Origin of the sequence: Streptomyces sp. NBC_00503, from assembly GCF_036346895.1 — a bacterium.
In the GTDB taxonomy this organism is placed as follows: domain Bacteria; phylum Actinomycetota; class Actinomycetes; order Streptomycetales; family Streptomycetaceae; genus Streptomyces.
The window spans coordinates 1,834,070-1,853,247 of the sequence record NZ_CP107855.1; the positions used below are offsets into that span (position 1 = coordinate 1,834,070).

The window sequence follows — 19,178 nt, forward strand, 5'->3', positions numbered from 1 at the left end:
TGTAATGCCGACGAGTTGTCAGGCCGGACGGGGGCATAACGGACGCCGTAACCGCCCGGTGATGTTCCGGGAACAGGGTGCCCGGTACCGTCCGCGATATGGACAACCAGGGCGGGATCACGGTTCAGCGGGCATTGGAGCTGCCGGGGCTGCGGAGCGGACTGCCCGAGGTGGTGGCCTGCGCCGACCGCCTCGGCCGGAACGTGCGCTGGGTGCACGCGGGCGAGGTCCCCAACATCGCGTCCCTGCTCAAGGGCGGCGAGCTGCTGCTGACCACGGGGCTCGGCCTCGGCACCCGGCCCGCCGAGCAGCGCGCCTTCGTACGCCGCCTCGCGGACCGCGGCATCGCCGCTCTGGTCGTCGAACTGGGCCCGCGGTTCACCCGGCTGCCCGCCACGATCGTGGAGACCGCCCGCGCCGCCGGCCTCCCGCTGGTCCAGCTGCACCGCGAGGTCCCCTTCGTGACCGTGACGGAGGAGGTGCACACCGAGATCGTCAACGGCCACTACGCCCTGCTCCAGCGGGCCGAAGAGGTCCACCGGCGCTGCACCGAAGCCCTGCTGGGCGGCGGCGGAATCCCCCAGGTCCTGCACATCCTGGCCGACTTCACGGCCAACCCGGTCTTCCTGGAAACCCCCGACGGACAGCTCCTCTACGCGGCCGGACCGGTCGCCGGCGAAGCCGCCGCCGATCCCCTCCAGGTGTGGGAGGGCCTACGGGGCCAGCGCCCGGCCGAGCCGTCCGGCAACGCCGTGGTGGTCGACGTCCCCGGCGGCGGCCACGGCAGCGGATCGGTCCGGGCCCGCCTCGTCCTGCTCGGCGTGGGCTCCCCGCTGCTGCCCGTGCACCGGATGGCGGCGGAACGGACCGCGGGCGTACTCGCCGTCGTACTCATGCAGGCCCGGCAGGAGGACGAGCTGGCGGCCCGCGGCCGCGGGGACTTCCTGACCGACCTCTCGGAGGGACGGATCTCCGCGGAGGACGCCCCCGCGCAAGCGCGCGTACTGGGCTTCAAGCCCGGGACGGGCCCCCTGCTCCCGGTCGTCATGCGGCTCTCCTCGGAGCTGGCCCCGTCCGGGAACTGGGCGGTCCTGGCCCGCGCCGTCCTGGAAGAACTCTCCTCGGTCGGCGTCCCGGTGCTCCTCGGAGTCCGCCCGGTCGAAGGCCGCGTCCCCCTGCTGGTCTCCCTGCGCAGCGACGCCGAACGCACCACGGTCGCCGACCGGGTCGCCGCGGCGCTGCGGGCCGGCGTCGAACGCGCCGGCCTCGACCGCGCGGGGGCCCCGCCGGCCGTGGTCGTCGGAGTCTGCGGCAGCTGGGCGGCGGCCTCGGCCGGCCTGCGCCACGCCGCGGAAACCGCGACGGCCGCGCACGGACTCCCCGCCCGGCCCTGGTACGACGCCCGGCGCCTGGACATCGACCTCCTCCTGTGGCGGCTGCGCGAACACCCCGACCTGGCGGCCTTCGTGGACCGCGCGATCGGGGCCCTGCGGGTCCACGACACCGTCTCCCGGCCTCCCCTCCTCCCCACCCTGGAGACGTACCTGGCCCACGCGGGCCGCAAGGCGGAGACCGCGCGCGAGCTCCACCTCAACCGCCAGACCCTGTACAACCGCCTGGCCCGCATCTCGGAACTCCTGGGCGCGGACCTGGACGACCCGGAGACGGTCCTCTCCCTGAGCCTGGCGCTCCGGGCGCGCCGCCACGCCACTCCTTCTCCTTCTTAACGCGCCGCTCGCGCGGCTCGGCCCTGGCGGGCCTCCCCGGCTTCGCGCCGCTGCGCCGGACTCCGTCCGTCGGGGGGGACCTGCGCGTCGCTGCCTACCGCCGCCGCTCCACCAGCTCGTCGTACACCGACAGGACCTGCGCCACCGTGTCGTCCTCCGACGGCCACGTCCCCGCCTGGGCCCGCCCCGCCACGGCCAGGGCCTCCCGACGGTCGGGGTCCGCCAAGAGCCCGGACACGGCCGCGGCCAGCGCCTCCGGGTCCCCGTACGGGACCAGTACACCGGCCTCCCCCACCAGCTCGGCAAGGCCGCCCACCGCCGTCGCCACCAGCGGCACGCCCACCCGTAGGGCCTCCTGCGCCAGTGGGGACCGCGCCTCCCACCGGCTCGACAGCACCGCGACGTCCGCCGCGGCCAGCAGCCGCGCCGCGTCCCGGCGGCGGCCGAGCAGCCGTACCGGCAGGCCTTCGAGGTGGATGCGCCGTGCGAGTTCCGCCCGCAGCGGGCCCTCCCCCGCGATCACCAGCAGCGGCATGGGGTCCAGGGTGCGCCAGGCCCGGGCCGCGTCCAGCAGGACGGAGTACCCGCGCCGGGGCACCAGGCTGCCGACCGCGATCAGCAACGGCCTTCCCACGACGCCCAGTTCCGCCCGAACCTTGCCGGGGTCGCCCGGGTCGGGGACGGCCACCGGCCCCTCCGGCACCGGTACGGCCACCGCCGCCAGCCGCGCGTCGCGCGCGCCGAGCCGCCGGGCCAGGTCCACCTGCGCAGAGGAGGCCCCGAGGACGATCGCGGCGGCCCTGGCGACGTGCCGTTCCAGCAGCAGGCTGAGGCGGCCCGCGCCGGGGCCGCCGCCGTGCCAGCTGACGACCAGGGGGATCCGGCGGCCGCGCAGGGCCAGGGTCGCGCGCATGCCGGCCCGTACGCCGTGCGCGTGCACCACGTCGGCCTCGATGCAGGCGGCCCGCAGGGCGCTGACCGCGTCGGGGGTGAACCGCGCTCCGGCGCCGGTGAAGTCGTACTCCCCCTCCGCCTCGACGGGGGCGCACACGGTGACCCGTACGCCCCGGGCGGCGAGCCCGGTGGCCAGCGACCGCACGTGCGCACCACCGCTCGCGCCGCCGAGCACCTGCACGGTGCGAAGGACAGGGACGTTGACCGGGGAGCTGCTCACGGGCCGAAGCTCCAGGGTGAGGGAGGCAGAGACGTCGCCCAGGATGCCAGTCCGCACGCGCGTTCCGGGACCATACGGGTGCGGATCCCGTACGAGATACCGCTGTGCACCCCCGAGCCTCACCCACACGGGCTAGCGGGGCGTCAGTCTCACGACCGAGCCCCGCCTCGGCCAAGGCCTACGACGACGCCCGCGCCGCCGCCAGCAGCTCCTCGGCGTGCGCCCTGGCCGAGGCCGAGTCCTCGTGGCCGGCCAGCATCCGCGACAGCTCGCGGATCCGGTCCTCGCCCTCCAGGACGGTGACGCCGCTGCGGGTCACGGAGCCGTCGTTGGTCTTCTCCACCAGCAGCTGGCGGTCCGCGAAGGCCGCCACCTGCGGCAGGTGGGTGACGACCACGACCTGCGCCGACTTGGCCAGTTTGGCGAGCCGGCGCCCGACCTCGATGGCCGCCTTGCCGCCGACGCCCGCGTCCACCTCGTCGAAGAGGTACGTGGGCACCGGGTCGGAGCCCGCGAAGACGACCTCGACGGCCAGCATCACCCGGGACAGCTCACCGCCCGACGCGCCCTTGGCGATCGGCCGCGGCTGGGCGCCGGGGTGCGGGGCCAGCAGCAGTTCGACCTCGTCGGTGCCCGAGGGCCCGTACGCGACGAGGCGGCCGCCGACCTCCACCCCTTCGGGGTCCTCGGTCTGGCGGATGTCGATGGTGACCCGGGCGTGCGGCATCGCCAGCGAGGCCAGCTCCTCGGTGACCGCGGACGCGAAGCGGGTCGCCGCCTCGCCCCGCGCATCGGTCAACGCCTGGGCCAGGGCCGAGAGTTCCAGGCGCAGCCCGTCCCGCTCCACGGTCAGCTCGCCGATCCGCTCGTCGTCGCCGTCCAGCTGCAGCAGCCGTACGGAACCCCGCTCGGCCCACTCCAGTACGGAGTCGACCGTGTTGTCGGCGGACGCGTACTTGCGCGTCAGCTGGGTCAGCGCCGCCCGCCGGTCCTCCACGGCCGCCAGCCGCAGCGGGTCGGAGTCCAGGTCGTCGGCGTATCCGGCGAGTTCACCGGCCACGTCCCCGAGCAGGATCCCCAGCTCCCCGATCCGTTCGGCGAGCACGCCGAGCGCCGGGTCGTGCGAGCGTACGGATTCCAGTGCGCGGTGCGCCCCGGCGACGAGCGCGCCCGCGTCCACGCCCTCGGGGTCCTCCACGTTGCCCGCGAGGGCCGCGTGGGCGATCTGCGCGGCCGAGGCCAGCGATTCGGCGTGCCCGAGGCGTTCGGCCTCCGCCGCCAGCTCGGCGTCCTCGCCCGCGACCGGCTCCACGGCGGCGATCTCGTCGAGCCCGAAGCGCAGCAGATCGGCCTCCTGGGCGCGTTCCCGGGCCCGGGTGGTGATCTCTTCGAGTTCCGCGGAGACCGCGCGCAGCCTGCGGTGGGCGGCGGCGTACTTCTCCAGCGGGACGGCGACGGCGTCGCCCGCGTACCGGTCGAGGGCCTGGCGCTGCCGGGCGGGCCGCAGCAGGCCCTGCTGGTCGGTCTGGCCGTGGACGGCGACGAGGTCGTCGGCGAGTTCGGCGAGCAGCCCGACGGGGACCGAGCGGCCGCCGACGTGGGCGCGCGAGCGGCCCTCGGCGGAGACGGTCCGGCTGATCAGCAGGGCGCCGTCGTCGAGCTCCGCCCCGGCCTCCTCGGCGCGCAGGGCGGCGGGGGCGTCCGGGCGCATGACGATGCGGCCCTCGACGACCGCCGCCTTGGCCCCGATCCGCACCAGCGCGGGATCGGCGCGCCCGCCGAGCAGCAGCCCGAGGCTGGTGACGACCATCGTCTTGCCCGCGCCGGTCTCGCCGGTCACCGCGGTGAAACCGGGCGACAGCTCGACCACCGCGTCGTCGATGACCCCGAGCGACCGTATCCGCATCTCCTCAAGCACGGGACGACGATACCGAGGTTTCCCGGGTGCCATGTGACGTCACCCGCCCAGACCGACTCGAACAGTCATACGATTTACGTAGGATCACCCGTCCCCGGCCCGTTCTCGGCCCGCCAGCGCCTAGTGCGGCGCCCCGCGCCACCCCGACACCGGCAGCGCGAACTTCGCGACCAGCCGGTCCGTGAACGAAGCGTGGTGCAGCCGCGCGAGCCGCACCGGCACCGTCCCGCGCCGGACCTCGACCCGGGCCCCGGCCGGCAGCTCCACCGTCCGCCGCCCGTCGCACCACAGCACCCCGTGCGGGGTGCCGGTCTGCACCTCCACCGCCAGCACCGAGTCCGGAGAGGTCACCAGCGGCTTCGCGAACAGCGCGTGCGCGCTGATCGGCACCATCAGCAGCGCCTCCACCTCCGGCCAGACCACCGGCCCGCCGGCCGAGAAGGCGTACGCGGTCGAGCCCGTGGGAGTCGCGCAGACGATCCCGTCACAGCCGAAGCCGGACACCGGGCGCCCGTCGATCTCCAGGACCACCTCCAGCATCCGCTCCGGGGACACCTTCTGGACGGCCGCCTCGTTCAGCGCCCAGTCCCGGTGCACCACGTCCCCGTTGGTCCGCACGACCACGTCGAGGGTCATCCGCTCCTCGACCTCGTAGGACCGCGCCACGACCCGGTCCACGACCTTGTCCAGGTCGTCCCGCTCGGCCTCCGCGAGGAACCCGACCCGGCCCAGGTTGACGCCCAGCATCGGCACCCCCGAGCCGCGCGCGAACTCCGCTCCGCGCAGCAGGGTCCCGTCGCCGCCCAGCACGATGAGCAGCTCGCACCCGTCGAACACCTCCGGGGTGCACTCGGCCACGAGCTCCACCTCGGGCGGCAGCGGCAGGTCCACCGCCTCGTGCTCCAGCACGCGTACGCCCAGTCCGTGCTTGAGCAGCCCCTGTACGACCAGCTCGGCACTGCGGATGGCCGCGGGCCGCCCGGTGTGCGCGAGCAGGAAGACGGTCCGCTGCCCCGACTCGGCCTGCCCTGATTCCCCCGACTGCGCTGATTCCCACGACTTACTGGTCACTGCGGCCCCTCCGCCACTGCACGGTCAACATCCGCCGGGTCGAGTGCCGGTGCCCCCGCCCTCAGCCACAGAAAATACTCGACGTTGCCGGACGGACCCGGAAGCGGGCTCGCGGTGACCCCGACCACGCCCAGGCCCAGCTTCCAGGCCTGCGCCGCGACATCGCGCACGGTCTGGGCGCGCAGCTCCGTACTGCGCACCACCCCGCCGCTGCCGAGCCGCTCCTTGCCCACCTCGAACTGCGGCTTGACCATCAGCACGAGGTCCGCGTCCGGCGCGCAGCACCGTACGAGGGCCGGCAGCACCAGGCCGATCGAGATGAAGGACAGATCGCCGACGACCAGGTCCACCGGGACCCCGTCGAGCTGCTCGACCGTCAGCTCGCGCACGTTCGTGCGGTCCTTCACGGTGACCCGGTCGTCGCTCTGCAGCGACCAGGCGAGCTGCCCGTAGCCCACGTCGACGGCCATCACGTGGTCGGCGCCCGCGCGCAGCAGCACGTCGGTGAAACCACCCGTGGAGGCGCCCGCGTCCAGGGCTCGGCGGCCCTCGACGAGCAGCCCCTGCGGCCCGAAGACCGCGAGCGCGCCCGCCAGCTTGTGGCCGCCCCGGGAGACGTAGTCGGGATCGTCCTCGTCCTTGAGGACGACGAGGGCCGCGCTGGTCTCGACCTGGGTGGCCGCCTTCGTCGCCGTGTTGCCGCCCACGGTCACCCGGCCCGCCGCGATCAGCTGCGCGGCGTGCTCGCGTGAGCGGGCCATGCTGCGGCGTACCAGTTCGGCGTCCAGGCGGCGGCGTGCCACTCCTGCCACGTTCGGTTCAGCTCCTGTTTTCGTACGGACGGGGGCCGGTCGGCGCGTCCAGCGCGGTCAGCGCGGAGCGCAGCCCCCTGTGCACATCCTCGTACACCTCGACGTGTCCGTCCGCCGGGAGCCCGTCCGCGTCCGCCAGCCGCTCCAGCCGCGCGTCCACCTCGGCGTGCCCGGTGGGGGTGCGTACGAGGCCCAGCGCGGCCGGCCCGGCGGGCCCGGGGTCGGCTTCGGCGGGCCCGTGGCCGGCTTCCGGGGCCCCGGGGGCCTGCGCCGGCGGATCCTGGAATGGCGCCTGGGCCGCTTCGTCGGTCATGCCCCGACGCTACCCCCAACCGCGCCCGCGGCCGCGCACGGCTCTGCGGTACCGTCGTGATCACGATGGCTACGATCGAGGAGTGCCGTGAAGCACTCGACCAACTCTCCGACAACCTGGCGCGGGCCGAAGGCGACGTGCGCGGTGCGACCGCGTTCGACCGCTCGCTGAGCTGCCACATCACCGACCTGGACCGGACGTTCACGGGCCGCCTCGACGGAGGCCGGATCCGGGTGGACGCGGTGGTGCCCGGGCCGCCGCCCGCCAAGGCCGAGATCCGCCTGGCCATGACCGGCGACGACCTGGTCGCGCTGGTCGCGGGCGAGCTGAAGTTCGCCAAGGCCTGGGCCTCCGGCCGGATCCGCCTGGAAGCCGGCTTCCGCGACCTGCTCCGCCTCAAGAGCCTGCTGTAGCGCTCCCGCGCCGCCTCAAGGCCCTCGCCCAGGCCCCCGCCTAGGCCACGGCCGAGATCGCGGCCCCGGCCACGGCCGCGGCCCTCTTACGGGCCTTGCGGGCCGCCGGGATCACCAGCGGGGTCCCCGTCTGCGGGTCCTGGATGATCTGACAGCGCAGCCCGAACACCCGCTCCACGAGCTCCGCCGTGACCACCTCGGCCGGCGGCCCCTCGGCGACGACCTTCCCGTCCCGCATCGCGATCAGGTGGGTGGCGTAGCGGGCCGCGTGGTTCAGGTCGTGGAGCACGGCCACCAGCGTCCGGCCCCGGTTCTCGTGGAGCTCCGCGCACAGGTCGAGCACGTCGATCTGGTGCTGGATGTCCAGGTAGGTGGTCGGCTCGTCCAGCAGCAGCAGCGGCGTCTGCTGCGCCAGCGCCATCGCGATCCACACCCGCTGGCGCTGGCCGCCCGACAGTTCGTCCACGGCCCGGTCGGCGAGCTCGGCGACCCCGGTGGAGGCCATCGACTCGGCGACGATCCGCTCGTCCTCCTGCGACCACTGCCGCAGCAGCCCCTGGTGCGGGTAGCGGCCGCGCGAGACCAGGTCGGCGACGGTGATCCCGTCGGGTGCGATCGAGGACTGCGGCAGCAGCCCCAGCGTCTTGGCCACCTTCTTGGCCGGCATCGACCCGATGGCCTGCCCGTCCAGCAGCACCCGCCCCCGCGAGGGCTTGAGCATCCGCGACAGGGCGCGCAGCAGCGTGGACTTGCCGCAGGCGTTGGGGCCGACGATCACGGTGAAGGAGTTGTCCGGGATCTCCACCGACAGGTTCTCGGCGATGACCCGCTGGTCGTAGCCGAGGGTCACGTTCTCCGCGGTCAGCCGCTGCACTTGCCTGCTCCTCTGGTCGCCCGTACTGCTCTGATTCCTCATATCCGGCCCGCCTTGCGCTCGGTGACGAGCAGCCACAACAGGTAGACGCCGCCGACCAGGCCCGTCACCACGCCCACCGGCAGCTGGTCGGCCCCGAAGGCCCGCTGGGAGACCCAGTCGGACACCAGCAGCAGCAGGGAGCCCATCAGCGCGCCGGTCAGCAGGCCCGCTCCGGGCGACCGGGTCAGCCGGCGCGCCAACTGCGGTGCGGCCAGCGCCACGAAGCTGATGGGACCTGCCGCGGCGCTGGCCGCGGTGGTGAGCAGGATCGCCGCCACCATCAGCAGCAGCCGGACCCGCTCGACCCGCACGCCGAGCGCGTACGCCGCGTCGTCGCCCATCTCGATCATCCGCAGGGCCCGGCTCTGGCCGAGGACCAGCGGGAACAGCACCGCGCAGGTGGCCAGCAGCGGCCAGACCTGCGCCCAGTCCCGGCCCGCCAACGACCCGGTCAGCCAGACCATCGCCCGGGTGGCGTCGACGAGCTGGGCCTTCGTCAGCAGGTACTGGATGACGGCGGTCAGCATCGCGGAGGCGCCGATTCCGACGAGGACCAGCCGGTAGCCGTGGATGCCCTTCCGGTAGGCGAGCAGGTACACGATGAGTCCGGCCACCAGGCCGCCCACCAGCGCCCCGACGGCCACCTCGCCGGCGCCGCCCTTGAAGACGATGATGACGAGCAGCGCGCCGACGGCCGAGCCGTAGCCGAAGCCCAGTACGTCCGGGGAGCCGAGGGGGTTGCGCGAGACGGACTGGAAGACGGCCCCGGCCATGCCGAGGGCCGCGCCGACGAGCACGGCGACCAGCACCCGCGGCAGCCGCAGGTCGTTGACGATGAACTCGTGCGCCGGGGTGCCGTTGCCCAGCAGGGTCTGCACGACGTCCCACGGGGCGATGTCGAAGTCGCCGGTGCCGATGAGGAGCACGGCCATCGCCAGCGCGAGCACCAGGAGCAGCGCCCCGACGCCCAGCGCCCGCCGCTCCACCCGGAGCGATGTCCCGCCGGGCAGGTGCAGCGTCCGGGGTCCGGGCCGGCCGGCCGGGGCCGTGCGTCCCTTCCGGCGTACGGAGGTCACTGTCACAGCTGGGCCATCCTCTTGCGCCGGACGAGGTGGATGAAGACGGGTCCGCCGATGAGGGCGGTGACGATGCCGACCTGGAGTTCGGCCGGCCGGGTGACCACCCGGCCGATGACGTCGGCGCCGAGCAGCAGCACGGGCGAGAGCACCGCCGAGTAGGCGAGCACCCAGCGCATGTCCGGACCGGTGAACACCCGCACCAGGTGCGGGATCATCAGGCCGACGAAGACGATCGGCCCGCAGGCCGCGGTCGCCGCCCCGCACAGCAGGGTGACGGCGGCCATCGCGCCGATCCGGGTCCGCGTCAGGTTCGCGCCGAGCGCGCGGGCGGTGTCGTCGCCCATCGCCATGGCGTTGAGCGGGCGCCCCAGCATGAGCGCGAGCACGGCGCCGACGACCAGGAACGGCGCCACCTGCTTGACGGTGTCCATATTGGCGGAGGCCAGCGAGCCCACCGTCCAGAAGCGCAGCTTGTCCAGCGCCTTGCTGTCCATCAGCTGCACGGCGTTGATGTAGCCGACGAGGGCCGCGCTGGCCGCCGTACCGGCGAGCGCGAGGCGCACCGGGGTGGCGGTGCGGCTGCCGCCGAGCACGTACACGAGGACGGAGACGAGGGCGGCGCCGAGGAAGGCCCACCAGACGAACTCGCTCAGCGAGTCGGCCCCGAAGAAGCTGATCGCCGATACGACGGCGGCCGCGGCCCCGGCGTTGACGCCGAGGATGCCCGGCTCGGCCAGCGGATTGCGGGTCAGTGCCTGCATCACGGCCCCGGACAGGCCGAGGCCGAGCCCGACGAGCATGCCGAGGAGGGTGCGCGGGACCCGCAGGTCCCGCACCACGACGTCGGAGGTCGTTCCGGAGTAGTGGAACAGGCCGTGCCAGACCTCCTGGACGGGCATCTGCTTGGCGCCGACGGCGATGCTCGCCACCGCGATCAGCGCCAGGACGCCGAAGGCGGCCAGCAGACCGGCGGCCCGCGCGCCGTGGCGCGGGCGGGTGGCGGCCGCCGGCGGCGCCGCGCTCTGTTCGGGGGGACTCTCAACCAACACGAAAGTTAGGTTAGCCTACCCTGCGCGATGCTCGGTTCCCCCCGAGCGGCCCTCCTGCAGCCCGCCTCCTACAACCCCAGCCGGGCCAACGCCTTCCCCGCGTCCAGGTCGCACGCACCGTCCCCGGCGTGGGTCCAGGCAGCCGCGCACAGCGCCCGCAGCCCGTCGATGGCGCCACTCCCACCCTGCACATCCGACGCGTCGCCGTCCTCGCCCCGCAGCTCCAGTACGCCGCCGCGCGCCACCGCCGTCCAGTCCCCGCAGCGGAACCCGCCCTCGGCCCCGCCGGCCGGCACCACCTCGGGCTGCCCCGTCAGCATCCCGCGCAGGTCCCGGTCCACGTACGTCGGCCGGTACTTCGGCTCGGCCCGCAGCAGCTGCGCCCCGTCGGTCACCCCGGTCAGCACCAGCAGCGAGTCCACCTCCCCGTTGAAGGCGCCCTCGATGTCGGTGTCCAGCCGGTCCCCCACCACCAGCGGCCGCTTCGCCCCGGTCCGCAGCACGGTCTCCCGGTGCATCGGGGGCAGCGGCTTGCCCGCCACCTGCGGCTCCGCGCCCGTCGCGATCCGGACGACCTCCACCGCGGCCCCGTTGCCCGGCGCGATCCCCCGCGCCCCCGGAATCGTCAGATCGGTGTTGGACGCGTACCACGGCACCCCGCGGTTGATCGCGTACGAGGCCTCCGCGAACCGCCCCCACGGCAGGTCGGGGCCCCCGTACCCCTGGACCACCGCGGCGAGCCCCTCCTCCTCGGCCGAGTCCACCGGCACCAGTCCGCGCTCGCGCAGCGCGACCCGCAGCCCCTCGCCGCCGATCACCAGCACCTTCGAACCCGGCGCCACCTGCTCGGCGATGAGGCGGGCCACGGCCTGCGCCGAGGTGATCACCTCGGCGGCCTCCGTCGGGATCCCGAGCTCGCTCAGGTGCTCGGCGACCGCGTCCGGGGTGCGCAGCGCGTTGTTCGTGACGTACGCGAGGTGCATCCCGTCGGCCCGCGCCGCGGCCAGCGAGTCCACGGCGTGCGCGATGGCCTCGCCGCCGGCGTACACCACCCCGTCGAGGTCCAGCAGGGCCGTGTCGTACGCCTGGTGCAGACTCCGCTCACTGCCCGCGGGGCTGGTCCTGCTCTGCCGGGTCATGGTGTCCGCTCCTCCTCTAGTCGTTCTGCATCGATCTTGTCCGGTTTCCCTACACCCTGATCATCCCGCATGGCGAGACGGGTCTTACGATTCTCCAATGACCACCTCTGGCACCGCCGACCATGGACTGCGGCTGATCCCCTTCCACGGCCTGCGCTATGTTCCCGAGCGTGTCGGCAGCCTGGCCGCCGTCACCTCGCCGCCGTACGACGTGGTCGTGCGCCCCGACGGACTCGACCACCTCGAGTCCGCGGACCCGCACAACATCGTCCGCCTGATCCTGCCGCAGGCCGACACCCCCGACGCGCGCAACCTCCAGGCCGCCCGCACCCTGCGCGACTGGCTCGCCGAGGGCATCCTCAGCGCCGACCCCGAGCCCGCGCTCTACGTCTACGAGCAGCGCAAGGGCGATCTGCTCCAGCGCGGGATCATCGGCGCCCTCGCCCTCTCCACGGCCGACGCCGGCATCGTCCTCCCCCACGAGGACGTCATGCCCCACGTGGTCACCGACCGGGCCGGCCTGATGCGGGCCACCTCGGCCAACCTCGAACCGCTGCTGCTCACCTACCTCGGCGACGATCCCGCGGCGGGCGCCGCCGCCCTCGTCGAGCGCACGGCGCGCAGCACCCCGCTGTTCTCCACCACCACCGAGGACGGCTTCCAGCACCGGCTGTGGGCCATCAGCGACCCCGCCGGCCTGGCGGCCATCACCGCCGACCTGGGCGACCGCCAGGCCCTCATCGCCGACGGCCACCACCGCTGGGCCACGTACCTGCGCCTCCAGGAGGAGCACGGCTCCCCCACCGAGTGGGACTTCGGCCTGGTCCTCCTCGTGGACACCGCCCGCTACCCGCTCCAGGTCCGCGCCATCCACCGGATGCTGCGCCGCCTCCCGCTGCCCACCGCGCTGGCCGCCCTCGAGGGCCACTTCCGGGTCCGCCCGGTCGACGGCCCGCTGCCGATGGCCATGGAGGCCCTGGAGGAGGCCGCGGAGCGCGGCAACGCCTTCCTGCTCACCGGGGACGGCACCTTCCACCTGGTCACCGACCCCGATCCGGCCCTCATCGAGCGCACGGTCCGCCGTGACCGCCCCGAGGCCTGGCGCCGGCTGGACGCCACCGTGCTCCACGCGACCCTCCTCGACACCCTCTGGGGCATCCCCGACACCCCCGAGCAGATCGTGTACATCCACGACACGGCGGCCACCGTCGACATGGCGGAGCGCAACGGAGGCACGGCGGTCCTGATGCACCCCGTACGGGAGGCGGTCGTCCGGGACCTGGCCCGCCAGGGCGTGACGATGCCCCGCAAGTCCACCTCCTTCGGCCCCAAGCCGGCCACGGGCCTGGTGCTGCGGAGCCTGGACTGACTGGCGCCGACCAACAAAAAAGGGCGGTACCCCCATCGGGGGTACCGCCCTTTCTCAGTTCACTCAGCCGTTGTCACGGGCCTTGTCCGCGTCACGACGGTCCGCGTCGCGGTCGTCGGCGACGTCTTCGTCATCCTCGTCCAGGACCACGATCTCGTCGGTGACGTCGACATCGGCGTCGCCGTCGGCGCTGCCCTCGTACTCGTCGTCGTCCTCGTCGTAGTACTCGGCCTGGTCCGAAGCACGCTCCGCGGCCGCGACCTCGGGGTCGTCGTCCTCGTCCTCGTCCTCGTCGTCGAACTCGTCCTCGACGCCGGCGCCGTCCTGGACCTCGTCCTCGTCATCGGCGGCCGCGTCGACGAACTCGACGCCGTCCAGCTCGGCGAGCCGGTCGGAGGCGTCCGTGGCCCCGTCCTTGTCCGCCTCGAGGGTCTTGGCGAACCACTCGCGCGCCTCGTCCTCGCGGCCGGCCGCCAGCAGGGCGTCGGCGTAGGCGTACCGCAGACGCGCGGTCCACGGCTGTACGGAGCTGGAGGCCAGCTCGGGGCTCTGCAGGGTCACGATGGCAGCGTCGAGCTGGTCCATGTCCCGACGGGCACCGGCCGCGACCAGACGCATCTCGACCTGGCCGGCCTTGTCCAGCTTCTGCACCTCGGGCTCACCGGCCATGGCCAGCGCCCGCTCCGGACGGCCGAGGCCGCGCTCGCAGTCGGCGATGACGGGCCACAGCTCGACGGAACCGGTCATGCGCTTGGCGGCACGGAACTCCGCGATCGCCTCGGCGTACTTCTGCGTGGCGTACGCGGCGAAGCCGGCGGCCTCGCGCACGGCGGCGACACGGGAGGCCAGACGCAGGGCGATGCGCGAGTACGCGTACGCCTGCTCCGGGTCCTCGTCGATCAGCCGGGCCACCATCACCAGGTTCTTGGAGACTTCCTCGGCCAGGCCCTTGGGCAGGCTCAGGAGCTCCTGACGGACATCGGAGTCGATCTCGAAACCGGTGACGTCGTCGTCGATCGGAAGCCGCTTGACCGGGTCGCGGTCCGCGCGGAAGTCACGGTCGCCGCGGTCGTCACGGCCACGGAACCCACCGCGGTCGCCGCCGCGGTCGTCACGGCGCGGGTACGACGGGCGGTCGCCGCCACGGTCGTCGCGACCGCCGCGGAAGCCACCGCGGTCGTCATCACGACGGGGGTACGACGGACGGTCGCCACCACGGTCGTCACGACGCGGGTACGAGGGACGGTCGCCACCACCGGTGGGACGGCCACCACGGTCGTCGTCACGGCGCGGATAGCTGGGACGGTCGCCGCCACGGCTGTCGTCGCGACCGCCGCGGAAGCCACCGCGGTCGTCATCACGACGCGGGAACGAGGGACGGTCGCCACCACGGTCGTCACGACGGGGGAAGGACGGACGGTCGCCACCGCGGCTGTCGTCACGACCGCCGCGGAAGCCACCGCGGTCGTCATCGCGACGCGGGAACGAGGGACGGTCGCCACCACGGTCGTCACGACGGGGGAAGGAGGGACGGTCGCCACCACCGGTGGGACGGCCGCCACGGTCGTCGTCACGGCGCGGGTAGCTCGGGCGGTCGCCACGGTCGTTGCCGCGGAAGCCACCACCGGTCGGACGGTCACCCCGGTCGTTGCCACGGAACGGCGGACGGTCGCCACCACGGTCGTCACGACGCGGGAAGGACGGGCGGTCGCCACCACGGCTGTCGTCACGACCGCCGCGGAACCCACCGCGGTCGTCATCGCGACGCGGGAACGAGGGACGGTCGCCACCACGGTCGTCACGACGGGGGAAGGACGGGCGGTCGCCACGGTCGTTGCCGCGGAAACCGCCACCGGAGGGACGCTCACCCCGGTCGTTGCCACGGAACGGCGGACGGTCCCCACCACGGTCATCGCGACGCGGGAAGGACGGGCGGTCGCCACGGTCGTTGCCGCGGAAGCCACCACCGGTCGGACGGTCACCCCGGTCGTTCCCACGGAACGGCGGACGGTCCCCACCACGGTCGTCACGACGCGGGAAGGACGGACGGTCACCACCGCGGCTGTCGTCACGACCGCCGCGGAAGCCGCCACGGTCGTCATCGCGACGCGGGAACGAGGGACGGTCGCCACCACGGTCGTCACGACGGGGGAAGGAGGGACGGTCGCCACCACCGGTGGGACGGCCGCCACGGTCGTCGTCACGGCGCGGGTAGCTGGGACGGTCGCCACGGTCGTTGCCGCGGAAGCCACCACCGGAGGGACGCTCACCCCGGTCGTTGCCACGGAACGGCGGACGGTCCCCACCACGGTCGTCACGACGCGGGAAGGACGGACGGTCGCCACCACCGGTGGGACGTCCACCACGGTCGTCATCACGACGCGGGTAGCTGGGACGGTCGCCACCACGGCTGTCGTCGCGGCGGAAGCCACCGCCACCGGCGCCGGCGGGACGGCCACCACGGTCGTCACGGCGGAAACCGCCGCCGCCACCGGCTCCGGCGCCGGTCGGACGGCCACCACGGTCATCGCGACGGAAGGGCGGACGGTCGCCGCCACGGCTGTCGTCACGGCCCCCGCGGTAGCCGCCCCTGTCACCGCCGTCGTTGCGCCGAGGCTCGCGCTCCGGACGATCGTCGGGAGAGTTGGACATGGGTGTGACTCCTGTCGTCGGGGTACCGCTAGTCATTCTCGCGCAACCAACCCATGGCCGCGCTTCGGCGTAAAGATCTGGAAAACAAAAAAGACCCCTGCTCCAGCGTTGAACGCTGGACCAGGGGTCCTTTGAAAAATTGTTCGGCGGTGTCCTACTCTCCCACAGGGTCCCCCCTGCAGTACCATCGGCGCTGAAAGGCTTAGCTTCCGGGTTCGGAATGTAACCGGGCGTTTCCCTAACGCTATGACCACCGAAACCCTAATCGGTTTCGAGCGAACAAGCACACTTTATAGTTATGTTCTAGCTCTAGAAACCAGCAACCGTTCGTTGCTTCAGAACTAACACAGTGGACGCGAGCAACTGAGGACAAGCCCTCGGCCTATTAGTACCAGTCAGCTCCACCCGTTACCGGGCTTCCACATCTGGCCTATCAACCCAGTCGTCTACTGGGAGCCTTACCCTCTCAAGGAGGTGGGAATACTCATCTTGAAGCAGGCTTCCCGCTTAGATGCTTTCAGCGGTTATCCCTCCCGAACGTAGCCAACCAGCCATGCCCTTGGCAGGACAACTGGCACACCAGAGGTTCGTCCGTCCCGGTCCTCTCGTACTAGGGACAGCCCTTCTCAATATTCCTACGCGCACAGCGGATAGGGACCGAACTGTCTCACGACGTTCTAAACCCAGCTCGCGTACCGCTTTAATGGGCGAACAGCCCAACCCTTGGGACCGACTCCAGCCCCAGGATGCGACGAGCCGACATCGAGGTGCCAAACCATCCCGTCGATATGGACTCTTGGGGAAGATCAGCCTGTTATCCCCGGGGTACCTTTTATCCGTTGAGCGACGGCGCTTCCACAAGCCACCGCCGGATCACTAGTCCCGACTTTCGTCCCTGCTCGACCCGTCGGTCTCACAGTCAAGCTCCCTTGTGCACTTACACTCAACACCTGATTGCCAACCAGGCTGAGGGAACCTTTGGGCGCCTCCGTTACTTTTTGGGAGGCAACCGCCCCAGTTAAACTACCCATCAGACACTGTCCCTGATCCGGATCACGGACCGAGGTTAGACATCCAGCACGACCAGAGTGGTATTTCAACGGCGACTCCACCATGACTGGCGTCACAGCTTCAAAGTCTCCCACCTATCCTACACAAGCCGAACCGAACACCAATATCAAACTATAGTAAAGGTCCCGGGGTCTTTCCGTCCTGCTGCGCGAAACGAGCATCTTTACTCGTAGTGCAATTTCACCGGGCCTATGGTTGAGACAGTCGAGAAGTCGTTACGCCATTCGTGCAGGTCGGAACTTACCCGACAAGGAATTTCGCTACCTTAGGATGGTTATAGTTACCACCGCCGTTTACTGGCGCTTAAGTTCTCAGCTTCGCCACACCGAAATGTGACTAACCGGTCCCCTTAACGTTCCAGCACCGGGCAGGCGTCAGTCCGTATACATCGCCTTACGGCTTCGCACGGACCTGTGTTTTTAGTAAACAGTCGCTTCTCGCTGGTCTCTGCGGCCACCCCCAGCTCACGGAGTAAATCCGATCACCAGGACTGGCCCCCCTTCTCCCGAAGTTACGGGGGCATTTTGCCGAGTTCCTTAACCATAGTTCACCCGAACGCCTCGGTATTCTCTACCTGACCACCTGAGTCGGTTTAGGGTACGGGCCGCCATGAAACTCGCTAGAGGCTTTTCTCGACAGCATAGGATCATCCACTTCACCACAATCGGCTCGGCATCAGGTCTCAGCCTTATATGAGGGACGGATTTGCCTACCCCTCGGCCTACACCCTTACCCCGGGACTACCACCGCCCGGGCTGGACTACCTTCCTGCGTCACCCCATCGCTTACCTACTACAAGTCTGGTTCGTCGGCTCCACCACTTTCCTTTCCCCGAAGGGTCCGGAACGGCTTCACGGACTTAGCATCGCCTGATTCGATATTGGGCGTTTCAAAGCGGGTACCGGAATATCAACCGGTTGTCCATCGACTACGCCTGTCGGCCTCGCCTTAGGTCCCGACTTACCCTGGGCAGATCAGCTTGACCCAGGAACCCTTAGTCAATCGGCGCACACGTTTCTCACGTGTGTATCGCTACTCATGCCTGCATTCTCACTCGTGAACCGTCCACAACTAGCTTCCGCTGCTGCTTCACCCGGCACACGACGCTCCCCTACCCATCACAGCGGGCGTTGGCCCTATTGCTGCAATGACACGACTTCGGCGGTACGCTTGAGCCCCGCTACATTGTCGGCGCGGAATCACTTGACCAGTGAGCTATTACGCACTCTTTCAAGGGTGGCTGCTTCTAAGCCAACCTCCTGGTTGTCTCTGCGACTCCACATCCTTTCCCACTTAGCGTACGCTTAGGGGCCTTAGTCGATGCTCTGGGCTGTTTCCCTCTCGACCATGGAGCTTATCCCCCACAGTCTCACTGCCACGCTCTCACTTACCGGCATTCGGAGTTTGGCTAAGGTCAGTAACCCGGTAGGGCCCATCGCCTATCCAGTGCTCTACCTCCGGCAAGAAACACGTGACGCTGCACCTAAATGCATTTCGGGGAGAACCAGCTATCACGGAGTTTGATTGGCCTTTCACCCCTAACCACAGGTCATCCCCCAGGTTTTCAACCCTGGTGGGTTCGGTCCTCCACGAAGTCTTACCTCCGCTTCAACCTGCCCATGGCTAGATCACTCCGCTTCGGGTCTAGAGCGTGCAACTCAATCGCCCTATTCGGACTCGCTTTCGCTACGGCTTCCCCACACGGGTTAACCTCGCTACACACCGCTAACTCGCAGGCTCATTCTTCAAAAGGCACGCAGTCACGACCGTTATTCCGAAGAATAACGGCGACGCTCCCACGGCTTGTAGGCACACGGTTTCAGGTACTATTTCACTCCGCTCCCGCGGTACTTTTCACCATTCCCTCACGGTACTATCCGCTATCGGTCACCAGGGAATATTTAGGCTTAGCGGGTGGTCCCGCCAGATTCACACGGGATTTCTCGGGCCCCGTGCTACTTGGGAGATTCTTAAGCAAGCCGCTGATGTTTCGTCTACGGGGGTCTTACCCTCTACGCCGGACCTTTCGCATGTCCTTCGACTACATCAACGGTTTCTGACTCGCCGACCGGCCGGCAGACCGATCAAAAGAATTCCCACAACCCCGCATGCGCAACCCCTGCCGGGTATCACACGCATACGGTTTGGCCTGTTCCGGTTTCGCTCGCCACTACTCCCGGAATCACGGTTGTTTTCTCTTCCTGCGGGTACTGAGATGTTTCACTTCCCCGCGTTCCCTCCACACTGCCTATGTGTTCAGCAGTGGGTGACAGCCCATGACGACTGCCGGGTTTCCCCATTCGGACACCCCCGGATCAAAGCTCAGTTGGCAGCTCCCCGGGGCCTATCGCGGCCTCTCACGTCCTTCATCGGTTCCTGGTGCCAAGGCATCCACCGTGCGCCCTTAAAAACTTGGCCTACAGATGCTCGCGTCCACTGTGTAGTTCTCAAGCAACGACCAGCCACCCATCACCC

Annotated in this window: 13 protein-coding genes, 2 rRNA genes and 1 pseudogene; 3 read left to right on the top strand and 13 right to left on the bottom strand. The window is 70.7% G+C overall.

The features are described 5' to 3' along the window. Positions 1-98 precede the first annotated feature (98 nt). Positions 99-1,727, top strand: a complete 1,629-nt coding sequence (locus OG490_RS08560; RefSeq protein WP_330295677.1) for a PucR family transcriptional regulator — start codon at positions 99-101, stop codon at positions 1,725-1,727. A gap of 94 nt (positions 1,728-1,821) precedes the next feature. On the opposite strand, the gene OG490_RS08565 is transcribed toward OG490_RS08560, so the two are convergent. The 5 genes from OG490_RS08565 to OG490_RS08585 all read right to left on the bottom strand — a co-directional run bounded on the left by OG490_RS08565 (position 1,822) and on the right by OG490_RS08585 (position 7,015). Then, a complete protein-coding gene (locus OG490_RS08565) occupies positions 1,822-2,901 on the bottom strand; it encodes a glycosyltransferase family 4 protein (RefSeq protein WP_330295678.1) in 1,080 nt (359 codons plus the stop codon). Positions 2,902-3,079: 178 nt separating this feature from the next. After that, on the bottom strand, positions 3,080-4,807 hold the full coding sequence (recN, locus tag OG490_RS08570) for a DNA repair protein RecN (protein ID WP_330300839.1): 1,728 nt from the start codon (positions 4,805-4,807) through the stop codon (positions 3,080-3,082). Positions 4,808-4,939: 132 nt separating this feature from the next. Beyond that, positions 4,940-5,890, bottom strand: a complete 951-nt coding sequence (locus OG490_RS08575) for an NAD kinase (protein WP_330295679.1) — start codon at positions 5,888-5,890, stop codon at positions 4,940-4,942. After that, positions 5,887-6,702, bottom strand: coding sequence for a TlyA family RNA methyltransferase (locus tag OG490_RS08580; RefSeq protein WP_330295680.1), 816 nt, complete (start codon positions 6,700-6,702; stop codon positions 5,887-5,889). Before OG490_RS08580 ends, OG490_RS08575 begins: the two co-directional genes overlap by 4 nt. Before the next feature lie 7 nt (positions 6,703-6,709). Then, positions 6,710-7,015 (bottom strand): hypothetical protein, encoded by a 306-nt coding sequence (locus tag OG490_RS08585; protein WP_330295681.1) that lies wholly within the window; start codon positions 7,013-7,015, stop codon positions 6,710-6,712. 65 nt (positions 7,016-7,080) lie between these two features. Here OG490_RS08585 and OG490_RS08590 point away from each other — a divergent pair, with 65 nt between their 5' ends. After that, a complete protein-coding gene (locus OG490_RS08590; protein WP_330295682.1) occupies positions 7,081-7,428 on the top strand; it encodes an SCP2 sterol-binding domain-containing protein in 348 nt (115 codons plus the stop codon). A 40-nt stretch (positions 7,429-7,468) separates the two neighbouring features. Here the strand turns inward: OG490_RS08590 and OG490_RS08595 are convergent, their stop codons facing one another. From OG490_RS08595 to OG490_RS08610, 4 genes are all read right to left on the bottom strand, one after another. After that, a complete protein-coding gene (locus OG490_RS08595) occupies positions 7,469-8,344 on the bottom strand; it encodes an ABC transporter ATP-binding protein (RefSeq protein ID WP_330295683.1) in 876 nt (291 codons plus the stop codon). After that, a complete protein-coding gene (locus tag OG490_RS08600) occupies positions 8,341-9,426 on the bottom strand; it encodes a FecCD family ABC transporter permease (protein ID WP_443065770.1) in 1,086 nt (361 codons plus the stop codon). Before OG490_RS08600 ends, OG490_RS08595 begins: the two co-directional genes overlap by 4 nt. Further along, on the bottom strand, positions 9,423-10,472 hold the full coding sequence (locus OG490_RS08605; protein ID WP_330295684.1) for a FecCD family ABC transporter permease: 1,050 nt from the start codon (positions 10,470-10,472) through the stop codon (positions 9,423-9,425). Before OG490_RS08605 ends, OG490_RS08600 begins: the two co-directional genes overlap by 4 nt. A gap of 68 nt (positions 10,473-10,540) precedes the next feature. Then, a complete protein-coding gene (locus tag OG490_RS08610) occupies positions 10,541-11,611 on the bottom strand; it encodes an HAD-IIA family hydrolase (protein WP_330295685.1) in 1,071 nt (356 codons plus the stop codon). A gap of 97 nt (positions 11,612-11,708) precedes the next feature. Here OG490_RS08610 and OG490_RS08615 point away from each other — a divergent pair, with 97 nt between their 5' ends. Beyond that, a complete protein-coding gene (locus tag OG490_RS08615) occupies positions 11,709-12,980 on the top strand; it encodes a DUF1015 domain-containing protein (RefSeq protein WP_330295686.1) in 1,272 nt (423 codons plus the stop codon). Between the two features lie 63 nt (positions 12,981-13,043). Here the strand turns inward: OG490_RS08615 and OG490_RS08620 are convergent, their stop codons facing one another. From OG490_RS08620 to OG490_RS08635, 4 genes and pseudogenes are all read right to left on the bottom strand, one after another. Further along, complete coding sequence (locus OG490_RS08620) at positions 13,044-13,943, bottom strand: hypothetical protein (protein ID WP_443065940.1); 900 nt, start codon at positions 13,941-13,943, stop codon at positions 13,044-13,046. A 93-nt stretch (positions 13,944-14,036) separates the two neighbouring features. Further along, positions 14,037-15,668, bottom strand: a pseudogene (locus OG490_RS39155) (hypothetical protein); the annotation flags it as partial. A 105-nt stretch (positions 15,669-15,773) separates the two neighbouring features. Next, positions 15,774-15,890, bottom strand: a 5S ribosomal RNA gene (gene rrf / locus OG490_RS08630). A 107-nt stretch (positions 15,891-15,997) separates the two neighbouring features. Continuing rightward, positions 15,998-19,121, bottom strand: a 23S ribosomal RNA gene (locus OG490_RS08635). Between the last annotated feature and the right edge of the window lie 57 nt (positions 19,122-19,178).